Origin of the sequence: Variovorax paradoxus (assembly GCF_000834655.1) — a bacterium.
Taxonomy (GTDB): domain Bacteria; phylum Pseudomonadota; class Gammaproteobacteria; order Burkholderiales; family Burkholderiaceae_C; genus Variovorax; species Variovorax paradoxus_F.
In genome coordinates this window covers 257382-282582 of the sequence record NZ_JXQQ01000010.1, presented here as the reverse complement: position 1 = coordinate 282582, position 25201 = coordinate 257382, and the positions used below count along the sequence as shown (strand labels likewise).

Below are 25201 nucleotides of genomic sequence, written 5' to 3'. Positions count from 1 at the left end.
TTCTCCTTGGATGCGTGCTGCCTGGAACAGCCAGCGGGCCTCAGGTGACGCGTGCGACGCCCCTCGTGAGCCAGGTGGCCGAGCATGGACAGCGTGGGCGTGATGCCGATGCCGGCTCCCATGAGAACGGCGGGGCTGCTCTGCAATGCATCGATGGTGAATCCACCTGCTGGCGCCCGGGTCTCGATGCGATCACCAACCTGCAGTTGGTGCAGCAGTCCGGAGGCTTGTCCACCTCTCTTCACGCTGATTCGGTAACGGGATGAAGCCCTTTGGGGGAAACCTTCAAGCAGTCGCCTTCGACCGTCGGCTTGGTCTTGAAGTCAACCTTTACCAACTCATACGGATGTCCAGCCTCTCGCATCGCGATTTGCGACGCTAGGGCAGGCCGCATCCCGCGCCCTGTGCGCTGAATGAAAATGGAAGAAGTCGCGCGGATCATCTGCGCCACTATCTCAGGAGGGCGACAGATGGCATTCAAGGACGACAGCGGTGGATTTAGGTTTTCATGCGACGATGCAAAATTGTCGATCGGGGCGAGCACATGGAGCACGCGCCTCTCGCAGCTTGCTCGCATGGGCCCGATGTATGTGATGACACGGATGCTGCCGAATCTCGACTATGTTGGAAGGATCTTGGGCAAGCGACCGCGCGAGATCTACATCATTGCCAGTACCGAAGCTGAGGCGGATGCACGCCGCCTCAAAGCCCAGTTTCCAGAAATTAGTATCGTTCTTAACGACAACGTGAACGCGAAGATCGTCCTGGTTGCGCCGAACATCATTTGGCTTGGGAGCTCTGACTTCGGGGAGTCGAAAGAGATCGAGTCTGGAATCGGTCTTCATTCCGATTTGGCGTTCAGCAAGGCAGTCACCTCACTTTTCGAACCGGTCTGGTTGAAATCGCGGGAAATATTGCTTTGAGCATTTGGCGGTTCTCTACCGGTTGCAGGGCCATAGAAGTTGGAGTGGATGGATTTGAGTATGAGTGAGCAACGATGACAGGTGATCAATCTGTTTCCCTGAACCGCTGCGGCTATTGCGGCTCGACCAACTACCGTAGGGTCGTTGAGCGTGACGCGCAGGGCGCTATGCGTTATGGCCAGCGGCTCGTGTGCTCCGGTTGCACGAGGGAGCTCGCCAGCATGGAGGATTGGCGGCAAGGCCAGTGCGATGCTGGGCCACTGTTGCCTTCAGCGGCATGAGCCTTACGTATCTGGTTTCGTCCTTCGCGGACAAGGATCGGGTGAAGGCGCTTGGCGCCCGATGGGACCCGGGCCGCCGGCAGTGGTACGTGCCCGAGGGGCGTGATCTGGCTCCCTTCTCCCAATGGCTGCAGGATAGCGGTGCTGTCGCCGCGAGCCCTTCCAGGGAACTGCTGGCTCAGGCTCCGGCAGAGTCGCGCGACCTGGCGGTGCCTCGCAAGAAAGGTGTGCCGCTCTCCCAACTGCTGCAGGGCGTTTCCGCGGCAGTGGCGCAAGCTTTCAAGACCGGTGTCTGGACCATGGTCGAGGTGGTGGATACGCGCATGCGCAACGGACATGTTTACCTGGAGGTGTCCGAGCGGGATGCCTCGGGTGTGATCACCGCCAAAGCGAATGCCGTCATCTGGGCCAGCACGGCCAGTCAGATCTTGCCCATGTTCGAAGAGGCTACGGGCGCTCAGGTGGGCCCCGGCATCAAGCTGTTGGTGCGGGCTCGCCCCGTCTTCAAGCCGCAGTTCGGCTTCAGCATCGAGCTCGATGCCATCGACTCGGAATACACACTCGGCGACCTCGAGGCGCGCAAGCGGGAAATTCGAGACCGCCTGCAGCTTGAGGGCCTCTTCGACCTCAATCGGCGATTGCCAACACCTTGGGACTACAACTTGGTGTTGGTCATCGCCCCTGAGGGCGGTGCTGGTTTGGGTGATTTCCAATCGGAGGCCAGCCGCTTGCAGGCACTGGGCATTTGCCGCTTTGTGTACGTTCACAGCCGTTTTCAGGGTGACGGTGCGGCCGCGGAGATCCGTCGAGCGCTACTGGGAGCTCTGGCCCATTTGGGAACGGGCGACGAGGGCAGTGACCCTCTGCCCGATGCCGTGGCGATCATTCGAGGGGGCGGTGCCATCAACGACATGGCCTGGCTCAACGACTATGCGCTGGTGCGGGCTGTGTGCGAGCTGGAGGTTCCTGTGCTCACCGGCATTGGCCATGAACGCGACAACACTGTGCTCGATGAAGTGGCGCACATCCGCTTTGATACGCCTTCCAAAGTCATTGTCGGGGTCGAACGGTTGATCCTGCAGCGGGCGCAGGAAGCCAAGGCGCTGTTCGCCGGCGTGATCAGAGACGCGACCAAGGTTATTGGAGCGACCCGGCGTACCGTGGTGGAACGCTATGCCGCCATCGAAGCGGGAGCACGACACGAAGTCGCGCGCAGCCGCCAAGAGGCGCGCGAACTTCTCGCGCAAACCCAGCTCGATGCCGCGCAGGCAGTGCGCGTGGCCGCGGAGGGCACGGAGCGTCAGTTGAACGATGTGCGCCGCCTCGCAGCCCACCAACTGGCCGATGCCCGCAGTACGGTGCCGGCCCTACTGGCCGAGATCCGCGCCGAGGCGCGTCAGTCCCTGCAAACTGCCCGCGCCGGCATCTGGACCAACCAAGCCTATGTGCTCGACAAGGCGACGGCCGATCTTCGCTTCGTGGCAGATACCACCAGCAGAGCATTCGAGGACGTTGCAGCACGATCCCGCCAGGCCGTGGCGAGCGCCAAGACCGATACCCAGGCTCTCATGCGCGAGATTGCAGGGCAGGGCCCGGAAAAGACATTGAGCCGCGGCTTCGCCCTCGTGCGCAATGCCGACGGCAACGCCATCACCAGCGCGTCCAGCACCGAGGCGCAGATCACCATTCAGTTCAGAGATGGAGCCCGGCGTGCCAAGCTCCAAGAGGACAATCAACCATGAGTACCACGTTCAAAGAGTCCTACAGCGTCTTGCAGCGCCACGCCGAGACGTTGCGAAAGCAGTCCGAGCCCAATATCGACGATCTCCTGCGCATCGTCGAGGAGTCCGTGGCTGCCTACAAGGTGTGCCAGGAGCGCATCGATGCGGTGGAGACGGCCTTGGAAAAGGCTCTGGGTGGCGCCCAGCAGCGCACCTCCGACGACCAGGTCTCGAAACCCGGCGCGAGTGCGTCAAGGGCAACCCCAGCTCCAGATGGTGAAGACGACATCCCGTTCTGATCACCCCTGATGGACACCGCGACCGCACGCTTCTACCAAGACAACGCGAAGGACATCGCGGGCCAATACGAGTCCGTGGAAAGCCCTGTCGCTAAGTACTTTCCTCTCGCATTCGTGGCAGGCGGTCGGGTGCTAGACATCGGGGCGGGTTCCGGGCGAGACCTGGCGCACTTGCTGCGCAGCGGGTATGACGCCTACGGTATCGAACCAACCGACGGTCTGCGCACGGCGGCCCTGTCGGCCCATCCCGAGCTGCTGGAACGGCTTCAAGCGGCTTCTCTGCCCGCGCCGGGCCTGCCGTTCGGTGGAGGGTTCGATGGAATCCTGTGCAGCGCGGTGCTTATGCATGTGCCGGACCACGAACTTTTTGATGCTGCATTGGCCATGCGCGCCTTGCTGAAGCCGCGTGGGCGAATTCTGCTCTCGCTGCCGTTGTCGAGAGGCGAGGGCCTGGTGGAGCAGCGCGACGCGAGTGGACGCTTGTTCGAAGGGTACACCGCTGAGGAAATCCAGCTGCTGTTCGTGCGGCTCGGCTTCCAATGCGTCGGGCGCTGGAACTCCGACGATGCGCTGGCGCGCACGGGTACCACCTGGTACACGCTTCTGCTGGAGCTGCAATCCACAGGCTCACTGCGATCCATCGATCAGATTGAAGGCGTGCTCAACAGGGATCGAAAAGTCGCCACCTACAAGCTGGCACTGTTCCGGGCCTTGGCAGATCTGGCGATGCATGAGAGCAAGGTGGCGGTTTGGCATGCAGATGGCACCGTCGGCGTGCCGCTGATGCGCATCGCTGAGAAGTGGCTGATGTACTACTGGCCCATCTTTGCCGCCTCTCGGTTTATTCCGCAGTCTCAGTCGGAAGGGGCAGGGGATGCAAAGCCGGTGAAGTTCAGAGCGGCGCTCACTGCGCTGATGCAGCCGTACCGGGAGCAAGGCGCTCATGGTGGGCTGGGCGCCTGGCACCTAGATTGGCAGTCTGGGCGACTCTCGCCGGGAGTCCAGACGCAGCTCAAATCTGCCCTTCGAACCATTGCGGAGACGATACGTCTGGGGCCTGTTGCCTTCTCGGGTGGCGCGTTGGACACGGGGACGGTATTCGAATTCGACCGTCGCACCGGCTTGGTGATTCTTCCTGCCGGTATCTGGAGCGAGCTGAGCCTGTTGGGCCATTGGATCGCCGATGCGGTGGTCCTGCGCTGGGCCGCACTGTCCGAGCGTTTCGGTTACCGGCAAGCAGTGACGTCGGGAGATGTGCTCCCGCTGCTGCTGGCCCGGCCCGATCCCGAGAGAGCCACCATGCTTGCCCGCCAGGCTTACGAGCGGGCCGGGATCACACGTTGCACTTGGTCGGGGCGTCCGCTGAAGCAGCGGTTCGTGGTCGACCACGCGATCCCGTTTGCGCTATGGGCGAGCAACGACCTGTGGAACCTGCTGCAGGCGGACCACCAGGTCAACGCCAACAAGTCAGACAAGTTACCATCGGCTCAGCTGCTCAGCGCGAGGCGCTTGGCCGTGATGGAGGACTGGGCCGTGCTGCGAGCCGCGCATCCTGTGTTGTTTGATCGTCAGGCTACGCAGTTATTGGGAAGCCCGCCTGCTGATTCAGCTGGGTGGGCGGACGCCATGTTTGGGCGCTTTCGCGAAGCTGTGGAACTCACTGCACTGCAGCGAGGCGTAGAGCGATGGTCGATTTAGAGCGGCTGACGAAGTTCAGAAAGCAGATGTCGGCAACAGCACGGGCCAGCGCCAACATGGGCGCTCATGCACTCAGTTGCTTCTTGACTTCGCGTACACCAAGGCCACGAACAGCTGCCATTTTGCGCAAGCTGCGCAGCGCGCGGGCGGGCGTTTCCTCGTTCCCAGTGATAAATTGTTTGGCCAGAGACGCCGACGAGTTTGCCGTCGCTTGCGCTGAGATACCTAGTTTGTCGCGGTGTGCCGACAACCTGCCCGGATTGAACCGACGCCTAGTGCCGGCCTTGCTTTCCAGAGGTTCAGCGCTTTCCGTACGTCTGGCCGCTCTGGCTAATCGCCGCAGCTGCTTTTCCAACGGCGGGCACAAGCTGCTGCTCTCAAAAGTCGTCGTACAGGAGCTTGAAAATAAGTAACGGGAGAAGGCACGAGGCTCTCGTTGACACTGTCAAGCTTCACGATCGTTTGGTGCGCCTTGGGCCGTTTGACCTTCGCGAGCAACTCCACCGTCGGATCGACAAACACAGCCGCCGCCAGTTTTCAAATAGTCTCGGCGCGGAACGGTCATCGCCTTCGCTCGAAGTCGATATTGATTCAGCAGCAGCTATCGTGCGTCTGTCAACGTACGAGCAAGTCAGAGCTTTTCGCAGATCAGCGAGGGATCGCACAGCGAAGTCAGTTCTCCGATGTACGAGGCGAGCGCCTCCCGAACCGAGGCTTCCCCTGCGTCGCAGCGACTCCCCATGATGATGTTCACTGCAACGTCGATCTTCTTCCAAGGACACACCTTAGATCGAAGCATGTCCAATCCCCAGTGGTCCAGCCCTGCCTCGATGATTCGTTCCACGCAGATCACCCGGCCATGAAAGGGTTCACGCGCTTCTGGCGGTAGCGCTGCGAGTGCGCGCAGCGCCCGCTTGTCTCCGGTCAGCAGCCTTGTATCTGGCGCTGCCACGAGCGATGCGAGAAGCACCGCCTCACCGGCGTCGATGCCCAACACGTTTTCGAAATTCCCAAGGCTTTGGCTCGCAGGCTCTATTGGCGCCCGCATCAATGCGATGGCTTCGAGCACACGGTCAGCTGCCTCGACTGCGTGGAACACTCGCATGTCGAGCTTGCTCTTTGCCTTGATGGCCCGGTACTTTGACGAGGCGAGCGTGGTGCACTCTTGCATCGGGATGCCCATCAACGACGGGATCTCCTCGAGAAGCCCCCAATGCGCCAGCTTGCACAGCGCGTCGACGTCTATCAGTAGACACACGCTTCAGTTCGCTCCATCCCAGCCGGTGATCTGCGACACGAGGTCCTGCAGGTCATCGGCGACGCGGCTGAGATCCAAGTGCGAGCGCAACTGCTGCAGCAGTGCCCCCTCTGGATCCAAGTCTTCACTGAGGAAGTTCAGCGCCGTCAGCGCGGTAGGCCACCGCTTCGTGAGAAAGGCATATCTCAGAACAAAGTGTCCAGCTTCGATCCCCACAGCGCCAGCAGCGCCGCGGGCCAGTACCGCGATGTCCACAGGCGCAGCCAGAACTGGCCATTCGGTCACACGCGCCGTCACTTCCTCGCCGCCCAGCGTCTGGAGCGCGAAGCCGTCCGCTTCTGCTTCCTGGCCATCGGTCGACAACTCGGTTGCGTATGTGCTCGTCTCCTGAAGCGATACATCGATGATGGAGGATCCAGGGCGCAAATGCCCCAGTGCGATGTGTCCGATCTCATGCGCCAGGATGAAGCTCAGCCAAGCCCGTGAGGACTTCTTCTTCGCGATCACGATGGCCGGACGTCCGCCCAGCTGCAGCGCGGCCCCATCCATCTTGCGCACGCCCACAGGCAGGTGTGGCAAGGGAATGACCGGAATTCCGTGAGCCCAGCACAGCTCCAGGAGGGCACTGAAGCCGAACTGGCCAGCGCGATCGCGCATGGCCAGTGCGCGCAAATCTCCTGGATCTTGAGGCAGCGGAACGTACGGTATCGGCAAGGCGGCCAACACCGCCTGCGCAAGAGATGACGCGATGAAGCTTGCAGCCGAGAGTGAAGACGCCTCGATGTTGACCGAGTGCTTATAGGCAACGCTGGCCATGGCACCCTTGGGAACGATCTGACCCGACAGCAGAGGCAGAAGCTCGACGCTCAGCCGCCGACTGACGTGCATCGCCAACTCCGCCGCGCCGCCGCGCTCCTTTTCCAGTGCGGGATCCCACCAGTCAGGCAAAAGCCGACGCACTTGCGCGCGCGTCAGGCCGATCGCCGACACGGCTTGGTAGATGGTCTTGGCATCCGGATGGGTCACTGCATGTTCCTGGTTGCCGTCAATGGTGCGCTTTTCAAGACGGGGCCTAACGCTTCGATCAATCGGGCGAGCAAATCAGCCGTCTCCGGCCGCCCGTCCCAAACACGCTCGAGCGCCCCTCGCACACGGGGATTATCGAGCACACCGCCTATCTCTGTTATGCCATTTTCGAAATCAATATTTGCATAATTCAACAGCGGTCGAATGGCTGCTGTCACGGACTTCGTCCGTCCACTCAAAAATCGGCTCACTGTGGGCTGGCCTACACCTGCAGCCTGAGCAAGCGCATTTACAGAGATGCTCTGCCGCTTCAGGTACAGCCGAAGCGCGTCTCGGGCCCGGACAGCTTCCAAGGTGGTGGGTTTTGCTGTTCTTGGCATAGTTTAATTATATAATGCATAAAATGAGCGCCCCCTCCATCACCGAAAGCGATTTGCGCCAAGCGGTGCGTTCGCGACTACTCGCGGATGCCACTAAGTCGGGTGGAAGGCTCTTTGAAGAGCTTGGGATCGAAGGTGGAGAGGCGCGAGTTGACCTCGCACTGGTGGACACACAGCTCAGCGCTTTCGAGTTGAAAAGCGATCTCGATTCGTTCGCACGCATGCACAACCAGATTCACGCTTACAACCGCGTCTTCGACCGGGTGACGCTGGTCACTGGGCCGGTCTATTCCGAGGTCAGTCTGGCCTTGATGCCCACATGGTGGGGGGTTTGGTCAGCCGCGCGCCGTACGAATGGCACGCTCGGGCTGCGCGTGCTGCGAAAGCCAAAAGCCAATCCGGTGCAGGATCGCCTGAGCATGGCCATGCTGTTGTGGCGCGCCGAATGCATCGAAACGCTGGCGTCGCACAGGGGAAAGTTGCCTCCCAAGAGAGCTACGAAGTTTGAGTTGCAAGAAATGCTCGCTCGGGAACTGAGCGTGCGCACGCTGCGCGAAGCTGTCACCAGTTTTCTGCGCAAGCGACAGGTGGGTCTCCTGCCGCCGATTTCGCTCGCTTCAGATGGCTCCTCTGATGCTGTTGCCTTTGCGCTGAACTGCTTGGCATAAGTCGTCGCAGCGCGCACTGGCAACACACGGCACACGCCGCGCGCCGAACCGCAGCATGGTGCGACCTGGGAAATCCCGTAATCCAATGTAAGTAATCGTGACGTACCCTCTAGACACAACGAGTCTGGAGGGACCTATGCCCGCGATATGGAAATACCTGCCCATCCTGAAATGGAAGCAGGGGGAACGAATCGCCTTGAGCAAGCTCACGGGCGCCCAATGGAATGGAATGGTCCCGCTGATCGAAATCCTCCCCATTGACCCCAAGAAGGGGACGCTCTCCGAAACGCTGGTGCCTTACATCACCAAGATTGGAGGGCAAATGGCCAAATCGATTCCGGAGGGCACGCCAATCGCGATCGACATTCGATATTTCATGCCTACCTACGCAAAACAGAGCCAGGTGCTCACCTCGATCTGCAAGCGGCTCTCGTCGCTGACCGGTCGTCAGATCATCCCGGTCATCACGGAGGCGATGGTTGCGCGTCCGGCAGACCTGCCGGACCTCGCCAAGGCCTTTGAGGTCTTCGTGCTCCGGATCCAGACACACGGCGTGACCTCCGACCAGGTCAAGGATTTCGTGAAGGTCGTCGTCGGCGCGGGCATCGCCAAATCGCGGCTTCATCTGCTGGTGGATCAGTTCTCGATCGTGGGCGTCGCACCAGCAGCGTGCGCCACTGCCGCGCAGCCTTATCTTGACGAGGCGCTCGCGGCCGGGTGCAGCAGCACCACGCTCGCAGGCGGCTCTTTCCCACTGAACCTCGTTGGCCGTAAGCAAGGGCTGCACGACATCGAGCGCGTTGAATGGAAAGCTTGGAAGACGTTGGTTGCCAAACCGGCATACGCAAAGGTACTGTTCAGCGATTACACCGTAAGCAATCCAGCTCCGGCGCCTGACATCGACCCCACCATGATGAACCCGTCGGTGGCCATCCGTTATGCCAGCGACGGCTTCTGGCGCTTGTTCAAGGCTGGCGGCTTCAAGAAGGGGAAGCAAGATCAATACAAGAACCTGTGCGTCCTGCTCAAAGGCGATCCTGTGTATTCAGGCGCCGCGTTCAGCTACGGCGACGATTGCTACGACAAAGCGTCCGTCGGCGTGCTCGGCAATGGCAACCCGACCAGCTGGCGGCGCGATGCCGCGAGTCACCACCTGGTGCTCACGTCGTCGGCGATATGAGACAGCGAACTGATTCGGCCGTCTCCTTTTGCCTACCTCCAAGAAGGGGTAAAGGGTACGTCCCTCTGCAAAGCGCAGACCCCGAGCAATCCTCGTGAGACAGTGAGAATTCCATATTCCTTTTCCCTTGGTGAGCGCGTTTTTCGCCCAGGCGGAGCTCGGCAGCCGGCTGAAGTCCTGAGGGATTTCATCGACAAGCATCGCGGTACCTTCGGGGTCGAGCCGATCTGCAAGGTCTTGCAGGTCGCCCCGTCGGGCTACCGGCGGCACGCGGCGCTGCTGCGTGAGCCGCGTAGGCGCTGCGCCAGAGCACACCGTGACTATGCCTCATGCCGGCGATACAGCGCGTTTGGCAGGTCAACATGCAGGTCTATGCGGCCGACAAGGTCTCAAGGCAACTGGCGCGCGAGGGCACTGCGGTGGCGCGCTGCACGGTCGAGCAGCTAGTGCGTCGTGATGCGGCAAGGTGGTGAAGACCGCGATCAACGATTCCAGAGCACCATGCCCGCTGGATCGGGTCAACCGGCAGTTCCGTGCCCAGCGTCCGAATCAACTGTGGGTCAGCGATTTCACGTACGTCTCAACATGGCTGGGCTGGCTGTACGTCGCCTTCGTGATCGATGTGTTCGCCCGGCGCATCGTGGGCTGGCGGGTCAACAGTCAATGCGCACGGACTCCGTGCTCAATGCTTTGGAGCAAGCGCTGTACGACCGTCAACCCGAGCGCGACGGCAGCCTGATTTGTCACTCCGATCGCGGCTCTCGATACATCAGCATCCGCTACAGCAAACAACTGGGCGAGGCTCGCATCGAGCCATTATTGGGCAAAGGGAATTCGTACGACAACGCCCTGGCCGAGACGATCAACGGCCTCTAAAAGGCTGAACTGATCCATCGCCGGGCACGGTGGAAGACCAAGGAGGCGGTGGAGTTCGCGACGCATGAATGGGTGTCCTAGTTCAACCACCATCGCCTGCTCGAACCCATCGGCTATATCCCGCCTGCTATTACCGGCAACTCACCAATCAGTCCGCCACAAAGGCGACATGACTTAAACCAACCGGCCTCCACGTAAGCCGGGGCGATCCAAGAAAAGCGAGCAGCTCAACGCCGAGCAGAAGCCGCTGGGCGCGTGAGCACGTCTTATAGGTACGCCCAGGGCACGTGGTTGTGGAGCGGAACTTCTAGCGGAGGAAGGTTACACCCATTCTTTCAGAGCCAGGCCGACCGCTGCGTTTGGACGCTCTAGCTTATTGAAAGCACGGCTTGGAGTGATACCACTCGCTAACGCGCTTTTGAGAGGTTCTGGCGACTCTAGGCATTCAAAAATTTGTCCAGGGTGCTCCCCGCCCTGACGCCACAGGCAGAACACCATCGTGCAAAGAGCAAGACATCCAGAAAGTTTTCGCCTCGTTCAATTTTGGAAACGTATGACTGCCCCACGCGAAGTGAACTTGCCAACTGAGCTTGTGTAAGTCCCGCTTCCAACCGCAAGCTGCGCAGCAGAGAGCGAAGTTCTTCGTACTTAGCATCGTAAAGGGAAACGGACATCCACGAATCGTTAAGTCCTTTACGGAATAGTCGTAAACGGACTAAAATTGCGCAATCTGTCCATCAACTAAACATCTCGCGACCGGTTGTTCCTCGTGCCCAATCGAGCAATTGCATCCCCACTACCTAGTGCCCGGCCTTTGAGGTTGCCGGTCTCGGTGACGCGTGTCCAGCCGCGGCAGCCCGCACCTGTCGTGCGCAGTTTGTCCGCGGCTCGCATCGGCGCGCAGGTGAGGGCGCTGCGTATGGCGGCCGAGGTGTCTGGCGGCGCGCTGGCTAAGACCTCGGGGATTTCTGCCTCGATGCTCTCGCGCATCGAGCGCGGGCTGGTGTCGCCTTCGGTGGAGACGCTGGAGCGTCTGGCGAATGGCTTGGGTGCGCCGATCTCGCGGTTTTTCGGTGATCAGGCCCGTCGCTCGGACTTCTGCCATGTGCGCGCAGGGCAGGGCGTTGTGGTGGATCGCGTCGGTGCCGTTTCGGACTACCGCTACGAATTGCTGGGTCACCTGCTGTCGGGGAATCTGTTCGTCGAGCCTTATCTGGTCACGCTGCTGCCCGGTGCCGATCCTTATGTGACTTTCCAGCACCCGGGCCTCAAGTTCCTGTACTTCCTGTCCGGGGAGGTGAGCTACCGCTATGGCGGCAAGTCTGTGGAGGTGAGGGCAGGGGACTCGCTGCTGTTCGATGCGACCGCACTGCATGGGATCGAAGCGATCCAGAGTGGGCCGGTGTCCTACCTCTCGGTGGTGTTTACGCTGCGTGAATAGCGCTGGGGTGCGCGTCAGCTTGTGAGCTCGCCGATGGCGCCACAGCGATTGCCGCCCGCTTGCGCGTGCGCGCACCGAGCTATCTTAGTGTTCGCATGAATTCGGAGATCCTGGCCGGAGAAGGCACCTTTTGCCGGGTCGTGCCGATGCAGTGTCCCGGTCCAGACACAAAGTAAGGATGAGCGCTTCTTGCGTTTGACCGCACGCGGCAATGGTTGCCTCTGCTGCCGCGTCCTTCGGCGTGCTCAAGGCATAGAACTCATGCAGCTTCGCCGCCAGCAACCCCTCGTCAGGCAACTGCATCCGGTATTGCGCCACCAGCGCAGGCGAGAGCGTGCGGCTCAGCGGGTATTCCACCACCTCACTGTCCTTGGGCCAGAGGCTCGTCGCGGAATACCCGGCTGTCCCCGGGAAGGAAGCCTTGAGATCGCGCGCGAGGAAATTGACCACCGCATCGCCTGTCTATGCAAAGAAGGCGCGCATGGTGGGCCGTATCAAGACCTGAGGGCCCGCTCGCCGGCCCGCTCGGTGTTTTTTTTCTCCGGATCTGGTTTTCTCCTGCTTTATCTCTCTCTTTTTGTGCGCCGGCTGTACGTCAACGCAGAGTGAAGTTCAAGGCGATACCGCGGCTGTCTACTCTGATATCTGACAGTGGGCTCGACAGGCGAATCGCTGCAGTCTTCGTCGGACGCGCGCGTCGCGCCGCTTGCTGCGTCTTGCGCTTGCGTGACCCGCGCCGATGCCTGCATCCCGATGCGGTCGATGGTCAGCGAAGTGACGTTGGCCGCGCCATTGGGCGAGGGTGCGCCAGGCCGCCCACCTCGGTGCTCGGCGGTCCTGAGTCGGGGTCGAGGGCCTGCTTCGCAGCGCCTCGGGCGTGCCGCCGTTGGCGGTGCAGCGCTGGTCGCGTGCAGGGCTTGACGGCCTGTCCGTTCGCGTCACCTCTGCGTTCGATGCCGCCTCTTGACCGACGCATAGCGCGCTCGGGCCGATGTCCAGGGCCGTGGGCTTCGCCACCGTCCTCACCCGGTCCTCGCTTGGTCGCTCGGCTGCGGCTTGCGGGCGGTCCCTGGACATCGGCCCTTGTCGCGCGCTGCCCCTGCGTCGAGGCGGCTCCGAAAGCAGATGTTCAACCACCGCGGCACATGCCGCAGAAAGGCCCAGCCATGCACGCCAATTCGACTTCCAGTTCCAACCCGCGCGATGCGGGCAGCCCGCATCGTCCGGGCCATCCGACAACCACGGGCGTTCCCCCCGTGCCCCCCGAGGACTCACCCCAAGCAGGTGGGGGTGTCGCCGAATCTCCGGGCACCGCTGCGCGGGACCGCATGGACGTGCGGCAGGCCGTGACGGACCGGATCATCGCGATGCTGGAGAAGGGCGGCCACGTGTTCCGCGAACGCTGGACGCGGGCGGCGGCGCGCAGGATGCCCCGCAATGGCCAGACGGGAGCACCGTACCGCGGTGCCAATGTGTTGCTGCTCTGGGAGGCGGCGATCGAAGGGGGCTATGCGTCGAACGTGTGGTTGACCTACCGGCAGGCGCGCAGCGTCGGCGCCCAGGTGCGCAAGGGCGAGCGTGGCGTGCTGTGCGCGCACTTCGAGCGCAGCGCGCGCGAGCGCCGCGACGATGCCGACGAGGTCCTCTCGGAAGGCGGGATGGACGAGGGGGCCATGACCGCGGAGGGCGGGGCCCGCGCCGGCGTGCTGCTGTGCCGGGCGTTCTGGCTGTTCAACGTGGCGCAGATCGATGGGTTGCCGCTCGAGGTGGTGGACCTGGGTGTCGCGCTCCAGTGGGCTCACAGGGGCCGGTGGAGCGGGCGCTGCGGTTGCTTGGGGGCTGCAATGCGACGATCCGGCATGGCTTCGCGCAGGCGGCGTACTTGCCGGGGCTCGACGAGATCCGGTTGCCTTGGCCGCGGCAGTTCACAAGTCCCGAGGCGCAGTGCGCGACGGCGCTGCACGAGCTGGTGCACTGGACCGGCCATCCCGATCGGCTCAACCGCAGCCTCGGGCGGCGCTTCGGTGATGCCGCCTATGCGTTCGAGGAGCTGGTGGCGGAGCTGGGCAGCGCGTTCGTGATAGGCCACTGCGGTCTGGTCGATGCCACGGTCGAGGGACATGCGGCCTATATCGATGCCTGGCTGCAGGTGTTGCGCGAAGACCGCACGGCGATCTTCACGGCAGCGCGCCTGGCGGAGGACGCCTTCGCGTTGATCGTGGCACGCGAGATGCCCGAGGTCGACGGGCTCGCGACAGCTGCAGCGCAGTGAGGTGCCTTTGCGCCCAAGGCGAAAGGCACCTGGCCCTCCAGGTCTGCGGTGGGATCCGGATCCCGTCATCGGCCAGCGCTCCGAGCAGATGCCCGCAGTTAGCCGGTTTGCTACCAGTTTGCAGAAGCTGCCGCTGGTGCTATGCCCAAACCGGCAACTTCGCGTAGCCTGAGAATCTTCCAGACGCACGAACAACTCATCGCAATGGTCTCTGCGCGACCATCTGCATGCCATGACGTGGTGCCAACACCCAAGGAGTTCCGTCGGTACCACGCCACCGGTTCACTCGCCCATTTGCCTGTTCGCGCTTTAATGGCAGCTCGTCGCTGCGCGCACGACCAAGGCTGTGGTTAGCAGAATGCCGGAAACCAATGCAGTGATTGCCATCAATCCCCTGGGAGTGACCTCGACGTTGGCTTCAATCTGCAAAGGTCTGTTGCTGAATTTGGACCGCGCAGTCTGCACGCAAGGTGAATTAGGGATACTGTGCGTTTTTTCCCCAGACCTCATGAACGCCCCCCGCTTCGTTGGGCATCCGCTGCGCGTCCTCGCGCGCGCGGGCTGACGCCAGTCCGACACGGCCACCATGCAGGAACATCCGCCTCTCGCACCCGCCGAAGTGCACTGGTACTTCGGCCCTTTCAAGCTGTGGGAAACGCAGCGCAGGCTCGAGCGCGGCGGGCAGCTCGTGAAGCTCGGCGGGCGTTCCTTCGACCTGCTGCTGCAGCTGGTCAAGCGCGCTGGCGAATGCCTCGGCAAGGATGAGCTCCTTGCTGCCGTATGGGCCGGGGTGCTGGTCGAGGAAGCCAGCGTGCGGGTGCACATGTCGCTGCTGCGCAAGGCGCTGGGCGAGCCGGCCCCGGACGAAGGATGCAAGGAGTGGATCTCCAACATCCCGCTGCGCGGCTACCGATTCAACGGGCGCGTGCGGTATGAGGCGCTCGACACCTCGGCCTTGCCGGCACCGCCCGCCGCCCGGGCCTCGCCCTTCACGAAGCCGCCGGCCCGCCTGATCCAGCTCGTCGGCCGCGACGCGGAGGTCGAGCGCGTCCTCTCGCTGCTCGAGGACCACCGGCTGGTGACCCTCGCCGGCCCCGGCGGCATCGGCAAGACCAGCGTGGCGATCCGCGCCGCGGAGTGCCTCCATCACGCACAAGGCGTGCAGGTCGCGTTCGTCGATCTCGCGCCGCTGATCTCGCAGGACCACGTGACCGGCACGCTCGCGCGCGCGGTGGGCGTGGCCGCCGACATGCCCGACACCCTGCAGGCGATCACGCAATGCCTGCACGGACAGGACGTGCTGCTGCTCGTCGACAACTGCGAGCACATGCTCGACGTGCTGCCGCAGCCAATCGCCGGGCTGCTGGCGGCCCTGCCGCGCCTGCGCGTGCTCGCGACCAGCCGCGAGGTGGTTCGCGTGACCGGTGAGTTCGTCATGCGGCTGCCCGCGCTCGCGTTCCCGGAAGCGGAGCCGCTCACGCTCGAGGAGGCCATGGACTGGCCCGCCGTGAAGCTGCTGGTGGCCCGCGCCCGCGATGCCGGCGCGGGCACGTTCAAGGAATCGCACGGTGCGCTGCTGGCCAGGATCTCGCAGCAGGTCGACGGCATTCCGCTGGCCATCGAACTGGTGGCGGCGCGGCTGGGCGTGCAGTCGGTGAACGACCTCGCGCTGCTGCTCAACGACCACATGCGCCTGTACGCCATCGGCCAGCGTGCGGTGCACGAGCGTCACCGCACCCTGGCCGCCGCGCTGGACTGGAGCGTCGCGCTGCTCGACGAGGACGAACTGCGCATGTTCCGGCGGCTGTCGGTGTTCCGCGGGCGATTCGACGTCGATTCCGCGGTCGGCCTCTGCGCGGACATGGACGGCGAGCTCGCATTCAACGCGCTGATTTCGCTGGCCAACAAGTCGCTCATCTTCTTCGACAGCACCGACTCGGTGGCGCCGTACCGCATGCTCGACACCACCAGGAGCTACGCCGCATCGCTGCTCGCGCAGGCCGGCGAGCGCGAATCCGCCCTGCGGCGCCACCTGCAGCTGATGCTCGGGCTCATGAAGACCGCAACCAGCGAGCTGCCGACGCTGACCGAGCAGTCCTGGGTCGCCCGCTACGCGTACCGGCTGAACGACGTGCGCTTCGCGCTGAAGGCCTGCCTCACGGAGCTGGACGATGCCGGCGCCGCCGCGGCGCTCATCGTGGCATCGGCCTCCTTGTGGTACCAGGTGTCGGAGGTCGAGGAATACCGCGACGGCATCATTGCCACGCTCACGATGATCGAGCAGCAGCCGACACCCGACCTTGAGACCGCTACGCGCTTGCATACTGGGCTTCTGAGTGCGCTGCTGCATACAGGTGGGTCCAATGAAGAGTTCGACGCAGCCAGTGAGCGTGCCTTGGCTGGCGCTTTGGCTGTCGGCGTGCCGGCACTCGAATTGCAGGCCCGATGGGGGCACTGCACAGTCCACATATTCCGTGGTAACTACCTGGCGGCACTTCGGCATTCGCAGACGCTGCAGGAGGTCGTCCAGTCGTGGATGAATCCTGCCGCCGAGATCCTCGCGCATCGTGTGAGCGCAATGACGAACCACTTCTGCGGCCGCTTCGAGACCTCGCGACAGCACAGCGAAGCTGCCATTGCCGTGTCCCGCGCCGCGGGCCGCACGCATGCCAACATCGGTTCGGACTCCGTCGTGGCCGTCAAGGCATTGTTTTGCAGGACGCTCTGGATTCAGGGCGAGACGACTTCAGCCCTTCGGATGGCCACTGAGGCTGTCACACGTGCCGAGGAGGTCGGCGACGCAATCTCACTGTGCGCGGCGCTTTTCGGTGCCTGCCCCGTCGCCTTGTGGGCAGGCGAATACGAGATCGCCGATCGCTGGAGTCGGATGATGCTGCATGAAGCAAAGCGAAGGGGACTCAGGGGCTGGCTTGGCCATGCAGAGTATTTCATTCAGGGGCTCAGGCTTCATCTAGAGCGCGATCCCATCGTGCATGTTCGTGCGGTCGCCGCGCAGCTGTCCAGCTACGACGCTCAGCGCAAGGAGATGCTCCTGACCTTCTGCCCCGATTGGCTCGACGATGCGCTGTTCGCGCGCATCGAGCGCGGCGAAGGACTGTGGTGCGAGCCCGAGGTTCGGCGTGCGGCCGGCCTGCGACACGAGAGGCATGGCGACACGGCCAAAGCCACGAAGGCCTACCAACGCGCCATCGAAGTCGCTAGGCAGCGCGGCGCCGTTGCATGGGAGCTACGCGCAGTTCTCAGCCAGGCCAGGCTCTGGACAGGCGCGGGGCGCGAGCAGGAGGCTGCGGAATTGCTCGATGCCAGCATCGGTCGTGCACCGGTGGACGATGCGAACTCGACCTTGAACGAAGCGCGCAGCCTGCGCGAACGCCTGATGCGGGGTTGAGTTTTGTCACGCTCACTCAGGCGTCGAGCGCGAGCCGTATGCTTGTCGCGATGCCATGCTGAGTCATCTTTGCATAAGGACTGACTTTTTTGGTCTCCTCGAGAAGCAGCACTGCCTCGTTAGCCGGGACGCACCGGTAGTGCGACCGAGACGTCGGCTTCCAAAAAGAAGAGTCCGTCGATGGGGTCACGGCCGAATATCACCTTCACCTTGATCGATACATTGGGAGGCAACATGAGCTTTCGCTTCTCTGCGACCAATGCCAAGGCGCCATGAAAGCAGGCTCCGTAGCCCGCGGCAAACAGCTGCTCCGGATTCGTCCCACCACCGATTCCACCGAGTGATTTGGGCAGCCGAATGCGGACATCAAGCTCTCCATCCTCTGAAACAGCGTGCCCTCACAGTCGTGCGTGTCCGACTGATCCGCCCGTCACGCTGACTTCAGTTTCGTAGAGGGGCAATACCGAATGGCCTTCGTAGGCGTCAAGCAACGATACGGAGGGCGAGGCGAAAGTTGTCATGGGATGTGGGACCGAGAAAAAGCTCACTGGAGAGCGGGGCATACACTTTGCCTGCGTGCAAGACATTCAGAACGCGTGCCCGGGAGATCGGGACCTCTCCCGATTGGGTTACCTCGCTTCAGAGATGCTGGATGCGCAGCGCCTCGACCGCGAAATGCTCGATCAAGCACACGCCGGCCCTTCGACGGAACTCTGGCAGAGCCGGCATTCGCGTCTGGCGTGCGACAACTTGGCTCGCGATCGCAGCGACTCGTCCGCGGGGCAAGATCCGCTGCATGTCGGGGCGGCGCATCGCTCAGAAGTACTTGGCTTCGCAACTGCGCCACGGCACCCACATGCGATTCGACCTCACCAGATTGAACGGCGAATGGGCTCTTCTTCGCTACGTTGGAAACGCACTGGATTCCGTGCAGATGTTCGAGTTCCAAGACGGGACAATCGCCCGCGTGCGCCTTCAGCGCAACCCCGAGAAACTGGTGCATCTCATGCATCCACGACGTCAGATGGCCTCAGGGGTCATCTCACCTCTTGCCTTTTCCGAACGCTGTCGGCTCGCGCGAGCAGCCACAAAAAAACTTGTGCGCGCTGTCACAACTGCAAGGGCTTGAACGTCTTATAGGGAGCGGGCCGTGATGTATGGCCCGCGTAACCCCTCACCGTGAAGGAAAGCGTTAACCATGACTCGCGCTGTTTGGTTCCAGGCATCGCCTGAAGGCGCAAAAGCCGTCAGTGCTCTGCACCATTTTGTCTCGACCGGAACCGGTCTGCCCGCCTCTCTGATCCATCTTGTCTTCCTTCGAGTCTCGCAAATCAACGGCTGTGCGCACTGCATCGACATCCACACGCGGGACCTTATCGCCGAAGGAATGTCGGTCGAGAAAATTGTCCTTATTCCTGTTTGGCACGAGGCCCAATATCTGTTCTCCGCCCAAGAGCGTGCCGCGCTCGCATGGGCCGAGGAGGTCACGCTTGTCAGCGAAACACATGCGTCCGATGAAGCCTACGAGGCAGCGCTCGAAGCCTTCGGCGAAAAGGACTTGGTAGACCTGACGCTTACCATTGCCGCCATGAATGCCATCAATCGCATGGGCATCAGCTTCCGCATGAAGCCTCGAGCAAAAGCCTGATGTCAGCTTAGACCAGGTACGTCAACGCTGCGTCGCTGGCCTCGGAGGGCTGCCACAGCGCAACATTGGGCAGACGATCGCGGCAACCTGCCGTGGGTCCGCTGTTGGCCGACTGTAGCCGCTGACCACCGGCGGCTGCCATAAAGGAACGCTGCAACGTTCTGCGCCAAGACGGGGTCGGCGGACCGTACCGCCAAAGTCGATGGCATCGCCGGCTGTCTTCTCGAACAAGTCCCGCACTGTCCAAGACGTCCGTCGCGCTTTGGTTTTCCCTGGCGCCGCGGAAAGCTGCGCCCTGCATCCCGGTGCGCCATGCTGCCCCGCTTGTGGACATCTCACCGATTTTTCAGAAAGAAAAGGGCGATTGGCTCTTGTCTTACTTCGTCTCGACAGATCCAGCAGGAGAAGGGTTCGTCGGCAGCGCGGAAATTCTTCTTCGCAGGACGTTGCAGTGCAAACTTGTGTCGGTGCACCCGATGGCGAGTCAGGACGATGTCCTGAGGCATCTCGACAGTCGTTGTCAGGATTGGATGGCCGACTGGAACTGCCGTCATTGTTCTGCAGCCGTCCCTCTGAGCGCGCCGAGGTAAGCGCGCACGCGCTCGACAGAGGGGCCCACCGCCCGCATGGCGATTCTCAATTCGGCCACTGAGCACCCCAGATGGTCGGCCCACGCTTTCGCGACCGCAGGCGTTGGCGTCTTGATGTTCTTCACTTCGAATGAAGCTGCGCGCATGTCCACATCCTTCGAACCAGTTGTTGAAAAGCGGGATGTTGCGTCGCTGGACTGCGCGTGCTGTCAGACGAGGTTGAACCGTTGCGTCGGTTGTTGCGCGTTGGCCCATCGCCTGGCTGGAACGCCCGTGAAAAAGCCGCCTCAAGGGCGGCTCGGTCGTGGCGCGCGATCAGGCGACGCGAAGGACCGATCACCCCCGCGCGGGCGGGCATGTGAGAGCACGCGGTCGCACGTGGATCGTCGCGACGGGTGGCGGGCACCTGTTGCCGCCGGGGCGCCGCTGGCTTCACAGGCATGCCGGCCTCTCCTGTGGGGAGATCATCGAAGCAGGGCCGGCGACGATCATCCGGCGAAGGGGGTTCCTGATCCTTGGGGTCGGCGTTTTGCGTTGCGAGGCATGGTCTCGCTGCGGCGTGCAGCCGGGGGTGCCGTTGGACCTTGCTGCCCGAGGCTCGCGCGAGTGGCGGGCTCGGGGCGCCGGTGCCGGGCAGGCTTTTGGTGGGCGGCGATTGCAGGCGACGGTGAACGCGGGAGGCGCAGGGGGCGGGCTGGGTCGAGTGATCCCGTCGCCATGCGCCTGGATCGTGCACGGCCGGAGGGGGGCTGCGAAGGTCGGGCGAGCGGGGTGGGGCGGGGCGTCAAGGGCCGCCTTTCGGTGGTGCTGTGCGGGTGGTCCCGGTGCGCGGGGGGGGATGCCGTCCGATGCCTTGGGCGCCCCACCGGCGTCGCCGGTGTCGGGCTGCTGCAGGTTCGCGCGGTCGCGCTCATCCCCTGCGGGGACGGCCTGCGGCCGCCTTGCGCATCCCTGGCGCACGGGGCTGCGCCCCTTGAACTTCCCTTCTCGATCGGACCTGCCTGCGGCAGGTGAGGGCGCTCGCCGCGCGGCGGTTCCGGTGCGCCTCGGTCCGTCGTGGCGGGGCTGCCGTCTGCCTGTGTCCTTCGCCTTTTCCGGTGACGGTGCGCCCGCGGCGCCGTGGGACCGGCTGCGCCTGCAAGGGGGTGTTCATAACGCGTGCGCGTTACGAAGGCTTCCCCCTGGCTCCCCCGTCCCCGCGCGCGCCTGCGGTCACCGGGCGAAGAACTCAGGAAGACGGCGGCCAGCTCCGGATGCTTGGCCGATGCGATCCGGAACCCTTTCACGAGGGGCTCCGAATCTAGGAATCCGGCAGGGCTCTTTGTCCTTTTTCTTTCTTCAACTTCACGACAAAGGAAATGCAAATGACTGCGACAACGACGACTCATGCGAATGACGCGGCCCGTGCAGCGGGCAAGGGTGGCGCTCGCCGGCGCAAGGCGGCCTCGGCGAAGGGGCGGGGCGGCGACCGGGCGGGGGCCGACGCGCGCGCGACAGCCGACGCGGACACGGCGCCGCTCGACCTGCTGGTGCCGCTGGAGCAACTGGTGCTCGGCGAGGCGAACGTGCGCCGGGTACAGCGCGACGAAGGCATTGCCGAGCTGGCCGCGCTGATCGAATCGCAGGGCCTGCTGCAGCGGCTCGCGGTGGTGGCGTTGCCGGACGGTCGCTATGCGGTGGTGGCGGGCGGGCGGCGTCTGCGTGCGATGCAGCGTCTGGCGGCCGAGGGGCGGCTCGATGCGGCGCAGGCGGTGGAGTGCCGGTGCTTCGCCGATGCGCGCGCGGTGGAGGTCTCCCTCGCGGAAAACTCGGGACGCGAGGCGATGCATCCGGCCGACGAGATGGAGGCGTTCCGCGCCCTGATCGACAACGGGCTCACGGTGGCGCAGGTGGCGGGCCGTTTCGGGGTGTCGCCGCTGACCGTGGAACGGCGGCTGCGTCTCGCGCGGCTCGCACCGCGCTTTCTTGCGATGTACCGCGCCGACGAGATCGGGCCGGACGAGTTGCAGGCGCTGGCGCTGACGGAGGACCACGCCGCGCAGGAGGCGGTCTGGGACGGGCTGCCGGTCTACGAGCGCAGCGCATGGGCGCTGCGGCGCAAGCTCACCGAGCAGTCCTGCGCGGGCGACAGCCGGCTCGCGCGCTTCGTGGGTCTGGCGGCCTACGAGGCGCGCGGCGGCGCGGTGCGGCGCGATCTCTTCGCCGAGGACGACGAGGGCGAGGGCGTGTACCTGGACGATCCGGTGCTGCTGCAGGTGCTGGCCATGGAAAAGCTGCGGGCGCTGGCCGAGGAGGTGCGGGCAGAGGGCTGGGCCTGGGTGGACTGCGTGACGGAAGGCGACGGGCTCGCGCTGCGCCACCATTGGCAGGCTTCGCAGACAGCGCGCGCGATGACGCCCGAGGAAGCGCAGGCCGTGGCGGCGATGGAGACCGAGCGCGACCGGTTGGCCGAAGCGCTCGAGGCGGTGGAGGCGCAGCTCGACAATGTCGACGCGGCGGACGGCGGGGACGGGGTCGATGCCGAGGTCGAGGTCGAAGCTGAGGCCGAGGCCGAGGCGCAGCGTCTCTCGAGCGCGCTCGACGATCTGGACGACCGGCTCGCGGCGGCGCATGCCGCGCTGCTGGCGTGGACGCCCGAGCAGATGGCGAGCACCGGGGTGCTGTTGCGCATCGACCATCGCGGGGAGGTGGTGGCGAGCCGGGGGCTGGTGCGGGCGGAGGACGGCCCCGCCGACCCGGAGGGCGGCGACGCGAGGAACGGCGCGACGGGCGACGCAGGGCACGAGGTTCTCGGGACAACGCGCTCCGCGATCAGCGAGAAGCTGATGCGCGATCTCACGGCCCATCGCACTGCGGCGTTGCAGGCCGCGCTGATGCAGGACCCGCAGGTGGCGCTCACGACGCTCGTCCACCGGATGGCGGAGACGGTGTTCGGCCAGTATGGCCGGGGCAACGATGTGGTGAAGGTCCATCTGCATGTGACCAGCGACTACGCCCTCGCGCAGTCGGCCACGGGCTACGAGGACAGCCCGGCCGGCGCACTGCTCGTGCGGGCCGCGGCCGACTGGGGCGATCGCCTGCCCGGCGATCCGCAGGCCCTGTTCCGCTGGCTGCTTGCGCAGCCGCGCGAGGTGCTGCTCGACCTGCTGGCGTATTGCACCGCCCGCAGCATCGATGCGGTGGTTCCGCGCGAGCGCACGGCCGACCAGAGCGATGCGATCGCCGAGGCGCTGGGCCTGGACATGGCGGACTGGTGGACGCCGACTGCTGCGAACTATCTCGGGCAGGTCAGCAAGGCGAAGGCGCTGGAGGCGGTGGCCGAGGCGACCGGCGACGCCGCCCTTCCGGCCGTGGCGGCGATGAAGAAGGCCGAGGCCGCGGCGCATTGCGCGCGCCAGCTGGAGGGCACGCGCTGGCTGCCGTCGCCGCTGAGGCCACTCGCGGCGGCGCCGCGCGTCCACGAGGCGGAAGCGTAGCCGTCGGCCCCTGCGTTCCCGGTGTTCGGCATGCCGAACATCGGGGCGCACTTCGCATCGCGCGTCTCGCATCTCGCGTCATGGCTCACTCAGGGGGAGGCAGTTGTTCTTTGCCAGTCGTGTCCGAGACAGTGGCTAGAGTCTCAGGCAACATCGGCGGCCGCTTTCGGGTGAACCGGTCGCCGAGCGCCGACGGCTGACTCCAACAGAGTGCGAACCCAGACCTGGTGAGCCTACGCTTGCGGCGCGAACCGACAGATGAAGATGTGCATCCTTGTGCCCGGGCGCGGATGAGAGGTGGAGACACGCAATCGAGCCCCCGAGGATTTCGGCGGCAAGGCCTGTCCGATCATCAAAACCAAGTCGCTGTTCTGGACCTTGCACCAGATCGCCGACCGCCTCCGGCTCGACCCATTGGCCACGAATGCCTGGCGGCGGTGGCGGGGACGTGCGGGCGGGAAGTCAGGCGGTCGACTGAAGGTGGCGTGCTGGCGGGCCAGTCAAGCCTCACACCCATCTGCGTACCCTGCCTTTGTAAGCCTCGTACGCTGCCCCGAAAAGAGACGCCAACACGCGTTCTTCCGGGATGATTTGGAACCGGGTGATGTAGCGCACGTACACGACAATCCAGAAGACAGCGAGCGGATTCGCCAACGACACTGCCCACGCCAACAGGGTTAGCAAGAGTCCCACATACATGGGGTTGCGCGTATACCGGTACACACCTCGGATGACCAACGAGGACGCGGAGCTTGCCCTGATCGGGCTCACGGTCGTCCTGGCGCGCCGGAACGCAACCATTCCGGCGATGCTGATGCCTTGCCCAACGCACGCCAGGACGACGGCGCAGATCACACGGGCCGGATACGGAATCTGCACAAGGCCTGCGGCAGCTGGCGTCAGCCACATCAGAAGCGCCAGAAGAAGCGCCACGACGGGCGGAGGAACTTTCAGTTCAAGCATGCTCATGTCGCTCCATGACGAGGCCTGGCGCCCCGCATCATCCGCCGCCCACCACGGGACGCCCCCATTGGCGATGCCCTGCGGCAACCGGAGAAGGACATCGCCACTGCCTCAAACCACCATCGATTGCTGGGCGAAGATGCCCGCCATCGCGCCCTGGGATGACGCCTGGGTGACCGAGGGCAAGAAGGGCGTGGTGAGGTCGCCGGCGGCGTAGATGCCGGGCATGCTGGTCTGGCGGCGCTCGTCGACTTTGAGGACGATGCCGGTGGGCGTGTCGACCGTGGCGAGGCCCAGCGATTCATGCAGGCTTGCGGATGGCTTGTTGCGCGGATGGGCGAACAGGATATCGACCGCCACATTGCGGCCGCCCTCGAGATCGACGGTGGTGATGCGGCCCTCGCGATGGGCGATTTCGATGATCCGGCCATCGATGACAGGGATGTTGCGGCGCGCCAGATCGCCCTGGATCTCCGGGGGAACGTCGTGGCCGTCGGCGAACACGGTCAGTTTGTCTGTCCAGTCGCGGAACAGCCTGGCCTGATTGTGCGATTGCGGGCCGGACCAGACGAGGCCCCAATGCCGGTCGGCGACTTCGAAGCCGTCGCAATAGGGGCAGGGCACGATGGACGTGCCCCAGCTGTCGGCGAATCCGGGAACAGCAGGCATCTGGTCGACCACGCCATAGCTCAGGATCACGCGGCGCGCGCCAAGGCTTTGGCCATCGGCAGTGAGGACCGAGAAATTGTCGATGGCACTGGAGACGCTGTCGGCCCGGGCAGTGACCAGTTTGACAGTGGGGTAACGCGCCAGCTGCTTTCGCGCTTCGGCCAGGATGTCCAGCGGCGGCTTGTGGTCGTGGCCGAGCAGCCCGTGCGAGTGGCCGGCGAAGCGATTGCGCGGCAGGCCGGTGTCGAGAACGGTGACCTTGCGGCGGGCGCGGCCGAGCTGCAGGGCCGCGGCCAGGCCGGCAAAGCTGCCGCCGATGATGATGGCGTCATTCATGGTGAGAGGCTCCGTGCGGACGATTGTTTAATGGACTATCAAGTACAGTAATCTAGATTTGATATAGTGAACTGTCAAGTCCATTAA

General features: G+C 63.8%; 20 protein-coding genes, 2 pseudogenes and 1 other annotated feature. Of the genes and pseudogenes, 13 read left to right on the top strand and 9 right to left on the bottom strand.

What is annotated here, in order from left to right:
• Positions 1–470 precede the first annotated feature (470 nt).
• The 4 genes from RT97_RS05975 to RT97_RS05960 all read left to right on the top strand — a co-directional run bounded on the left by RT97_RS05975 (position 471) and on the right by RT97_RS05960 (position 4922).
• Positions 471–923 (top strand): hypothetical protein, encoded by a 453-nt coding sequence (locus tag RT97_RS05975; protein WP_042577927.1) that lies wholly within the window; start codon positions 471–473, stop codon positions 921–923.
• A gap of 277 nt (positions 924–1200) precedes the next feature.
• A complete protein-coding gene (gene xseA, locus RT97_RS05970; protein ID WP_042577825.1) occupies positions 1201–2946 on the top strand; it encodes an exodeoxyribonuclease VII large subunit in 1746 nt (581 codons plus the stop codon).
• Positions 2943–3224 (top strand): exodeoxyribonuclease VII small subunit, encoded by a 282-nt coding sequence (gene xseB, locus RT97_RS05965; protein ID WP_042577824.1) that lies wholly within the window; start codon positions 2943–2945, stop codon positions 3222–3224. The genes xseA and xseB overlap by 4 nt, the downstream gene beginning before the upstream one ends.
• A gap of 9 nt (positions 3225–3233) precedes the next feature.
• Entirely contained in the window at positions 3234–4922 is a 1689-nt protein-coding gene (locus RT97_RS05960) for a methyltransferase domain-containing protein (RefSeq protein WP_042577823.1), read from the top strand.
• Positions 4923–5553: 631 nt separating this feature from the next.
• On the opposite strand, the gene RT97_RS05955 is transcribed toward RT97_RS05960, so the two are convergent.
• From RT97_RS05955 to RT97_RS33050, 3 genes are read right to left on the bottom strand one after another with little or no spacing between them, the layout of a single operon-like run.
• Positions 5554–6180 carry a hypothetical protein gene (locus RT97_RS05955; protein WP_042577822.1) on the bottom strand — a complete coding sequence of 209 codons (627 nt, stop codon included), beginning with the start codon at positions 6178–6180 and terminating at the stop codon, positions 5554–5556.
• 3 nt (positions 6181–6183) lie between these two features.
• Positions 6184–7206, bottom strand: a complete 1023-nt coding sequence (locus tag RT97_RS05950; protein WP_042577821.1) for an ImmA/IrrE family metallo-endopeptidase — start codon at positions 7204–7206, stop codon at positions 6184–6186.
• Complete coding sequence (locus RT97_RS33050; RefSeq protein ID WP_155403742.1) at positions 7203–7424, bottom strand: hypothetical protein; 222 nt, start codon at positions 7422–7424, stop codon at positions 7203–7205. Before RT97_RS33050 ends, RT97_RS05950 begins: the two co-directional genes overlap by 4 nt.
• Positions 7425–7609: 185 nt before the next feature.
• Between RT97_RS33050 and RT97_RS05945 the strand changes: the two genes are divergently transcribed.
• From RT97_RS05945 to RT97_RS05935, 3 genes and pseudogenes are all read left to right on the top strand, one after another.
• Positions 7610–8254 (top strand): sce7726 family protein, encoded by a 645-nt coding sequence (locus tag RT97_RS05945; protein WP_042577820.1) that lies wholly within the window; start codon positions 7610–7612, stop codon positions 8252–8254.
• Between the two features lie 136 nt (positions 8255–8390).
• Entirely contained in the window at positions 8391–9434 is a 1044-nt protein-coding gene (locus tag RT97_RS05940; RefSeq protein WP_080898193.1) for a beta family protein, read from the top strand.
• Between the two features lie 135 nt (positions 9435–9569).
• Positions 9570–9686, top strand: a sequence feature (AL1L pseudoknot).
• A pseudogene (locus tag RT97_RS05935) lies at positions 9576–10483 on the top strand (IS3 family transposase); the annotation flags it as partial. (Overlaps the previous feature by 111 nt.)
• 264 nt (positions 10484–10747) lie before the next feature.
• Here the strand turns inward: RT97_RS05935 and RT97_RS32360 are convergent.
• The gene (locus RT97_RS32360) at positions 10748–10984 is read right to left on the bottom strand and encodes a helix-turn-helix domain-containing protein (protein ID WP_080898192.1); all 237 of its coding nucleotides are present in this window, start codon (positions 10982–10984) and stop codon (positions 10748–10750) included.
• Between the two features lie 194 nt (positions 10985–11178).
• Between RT97_RS32360 and RT97_RS05930 the strand changes: the two genes are divergently transcribed.
• On the top strand, positions 11179–11751 hold the full coding sequence (locus RT97_RS05930; RefSeq protein WP_042577926.1) for a helix-turn-helix domain-containing protein: 573 nt from the start codon (positions 11179–11181) through the stop codon (positions 11749–11751).
• 84 nt (positions 11752–11835) lie between these two features.
• Here RT97_RS05930 and RT97_RS33595 read toward each other — a convergent pair whose 3' ends face one another.
• Complete coding sequence (locus RT97_RS33595; RefSeq protein WP_042577818.1) at positions 11836–12201, bottom strand: hypothetical protein; 366 nt, start codon at positions 12199–12201, stop codon at positions 11836–11838.
• 14 nt (positions 12202–12215) lie between these two features.
• On the opposite strand from RT97_RS33595, the pseudogene RT97_RS34095 reads away from it, so the two are divergent.
• From RT97_RS34095 to RT97_RS05915, 3 genes and pseudogenes are all read left to right on the top strand, one after another.
• Positions 12216–13331, top strand: a pseudogene (locus RT97_RS34095) (ArdC-like ssDNA-binding domain-containing protein); the annotation flags it as partial.
• A 230-nt stretch (positions 13332–13561) separates the two neighbouring features.
• Entirely contained in the window at positions 13562–14023 is a 462-nt protein-coding gene (locus RT97_RS33725; RefSeq protein WP_253278149.1) for a zincin-like metallopeptidase domain-containing protein, read from the top strand.
• 586 nt (positions 14024–14609) lie between these two features.
• Positions 14610–17432 (top strand): ATP-binding protein, encoded by a 2823-nt coding sequence (locus RT97_RS05915; protein ID WP_042577817.1) that lies wholly within the window; start codon positions 14610–14612, stop codon positions 17430–17432.
• A gap of 119 nt (positions 17433–17551) precedes the next feature.
• On the opposite strand, the gene RT97_RS34090 is transcribed toward RT97_RS05915, so the two are convergent.
• Entirely contained in the window at positions 17552–17737 is a 186-nt protein-coding gene (locus RT97_RS34090; RefSeq protein WP_367379256.1) for a hypothetical protein, read from the bottom strand.
• Between the two features lie 893 nt (positions 17738–18630).
• On the opposite strand from RT97_RS34090, the gene RT97_RS05910 reads away from it, so the two are divergent.
• Positions 18631–19080, top strand: a complete 450-nt coding sequence (locus RT97_RS05910) for a carboxymuconolactone decarboxylase family protein (RefSeq protein WP_042577816.1) — start codon at positions 18631–18633, stop codon at positions 19078–19080.
• Between the two features lie 550 nt (positions 19081–19630).
• Here the strand turns inward: RT97_RS05910 and RT97_RS32350 are convergent.
• Positions 19631–19816: a DUF3606 domain-containing protein gene (locus RT97_RS32350; protein ID WP_080898191.1), complete on the bottom strand. Its 186-nt coding sequence runs from the start codon at positions 19814–19816 to the stop codon at positions 19631–19633.
• Between the two features lie 1218 nt (positions 19817–21034).
• Between RT97_RS32350 and RT97_RS05905 the strand changes: the two genes are divergently transcribed.
• On the top strand, positions 21035–23146 hold the full coding sequence (locus tag RT97_RS05905) for a ParB/RepB/Spo0J family partition protein (protein WP_052810572.1): 2112 nt from the start codon (positions 21035–21037) through the stop codon (positions 23144–23146).
• A 507-nt stretch (positions 23147–23653) separates the two neighbouring features.
• On the opposite strand, the gene RT97_RS05900 is transcribed toward RT97_RS05905, so the two are convergent.
• Complete coding sequence (locus RT97_RS05900) at positions 23654–24115, bottom strand: methyltransferase family protein (RefSeq protein ID WP_042577815.1); 462 nt, start codon at positions 24113–24115, stop codon at positions 23654–23656.
• 105 nt (positions 24116–24220) lie between these two features.
• Positions 24221–25114, bottom strand: coding sequence for an NAD(P)/FAD-dependent oxidoreductase (locus RT97_RS05895; RefSeq protein ID WP_042577814.1), 894 nt, complete (start codon positions 25112–25114; stop codon positions 24221–24223).
• Positions 25115–25201: the final 87 nt, after the last annotated feature.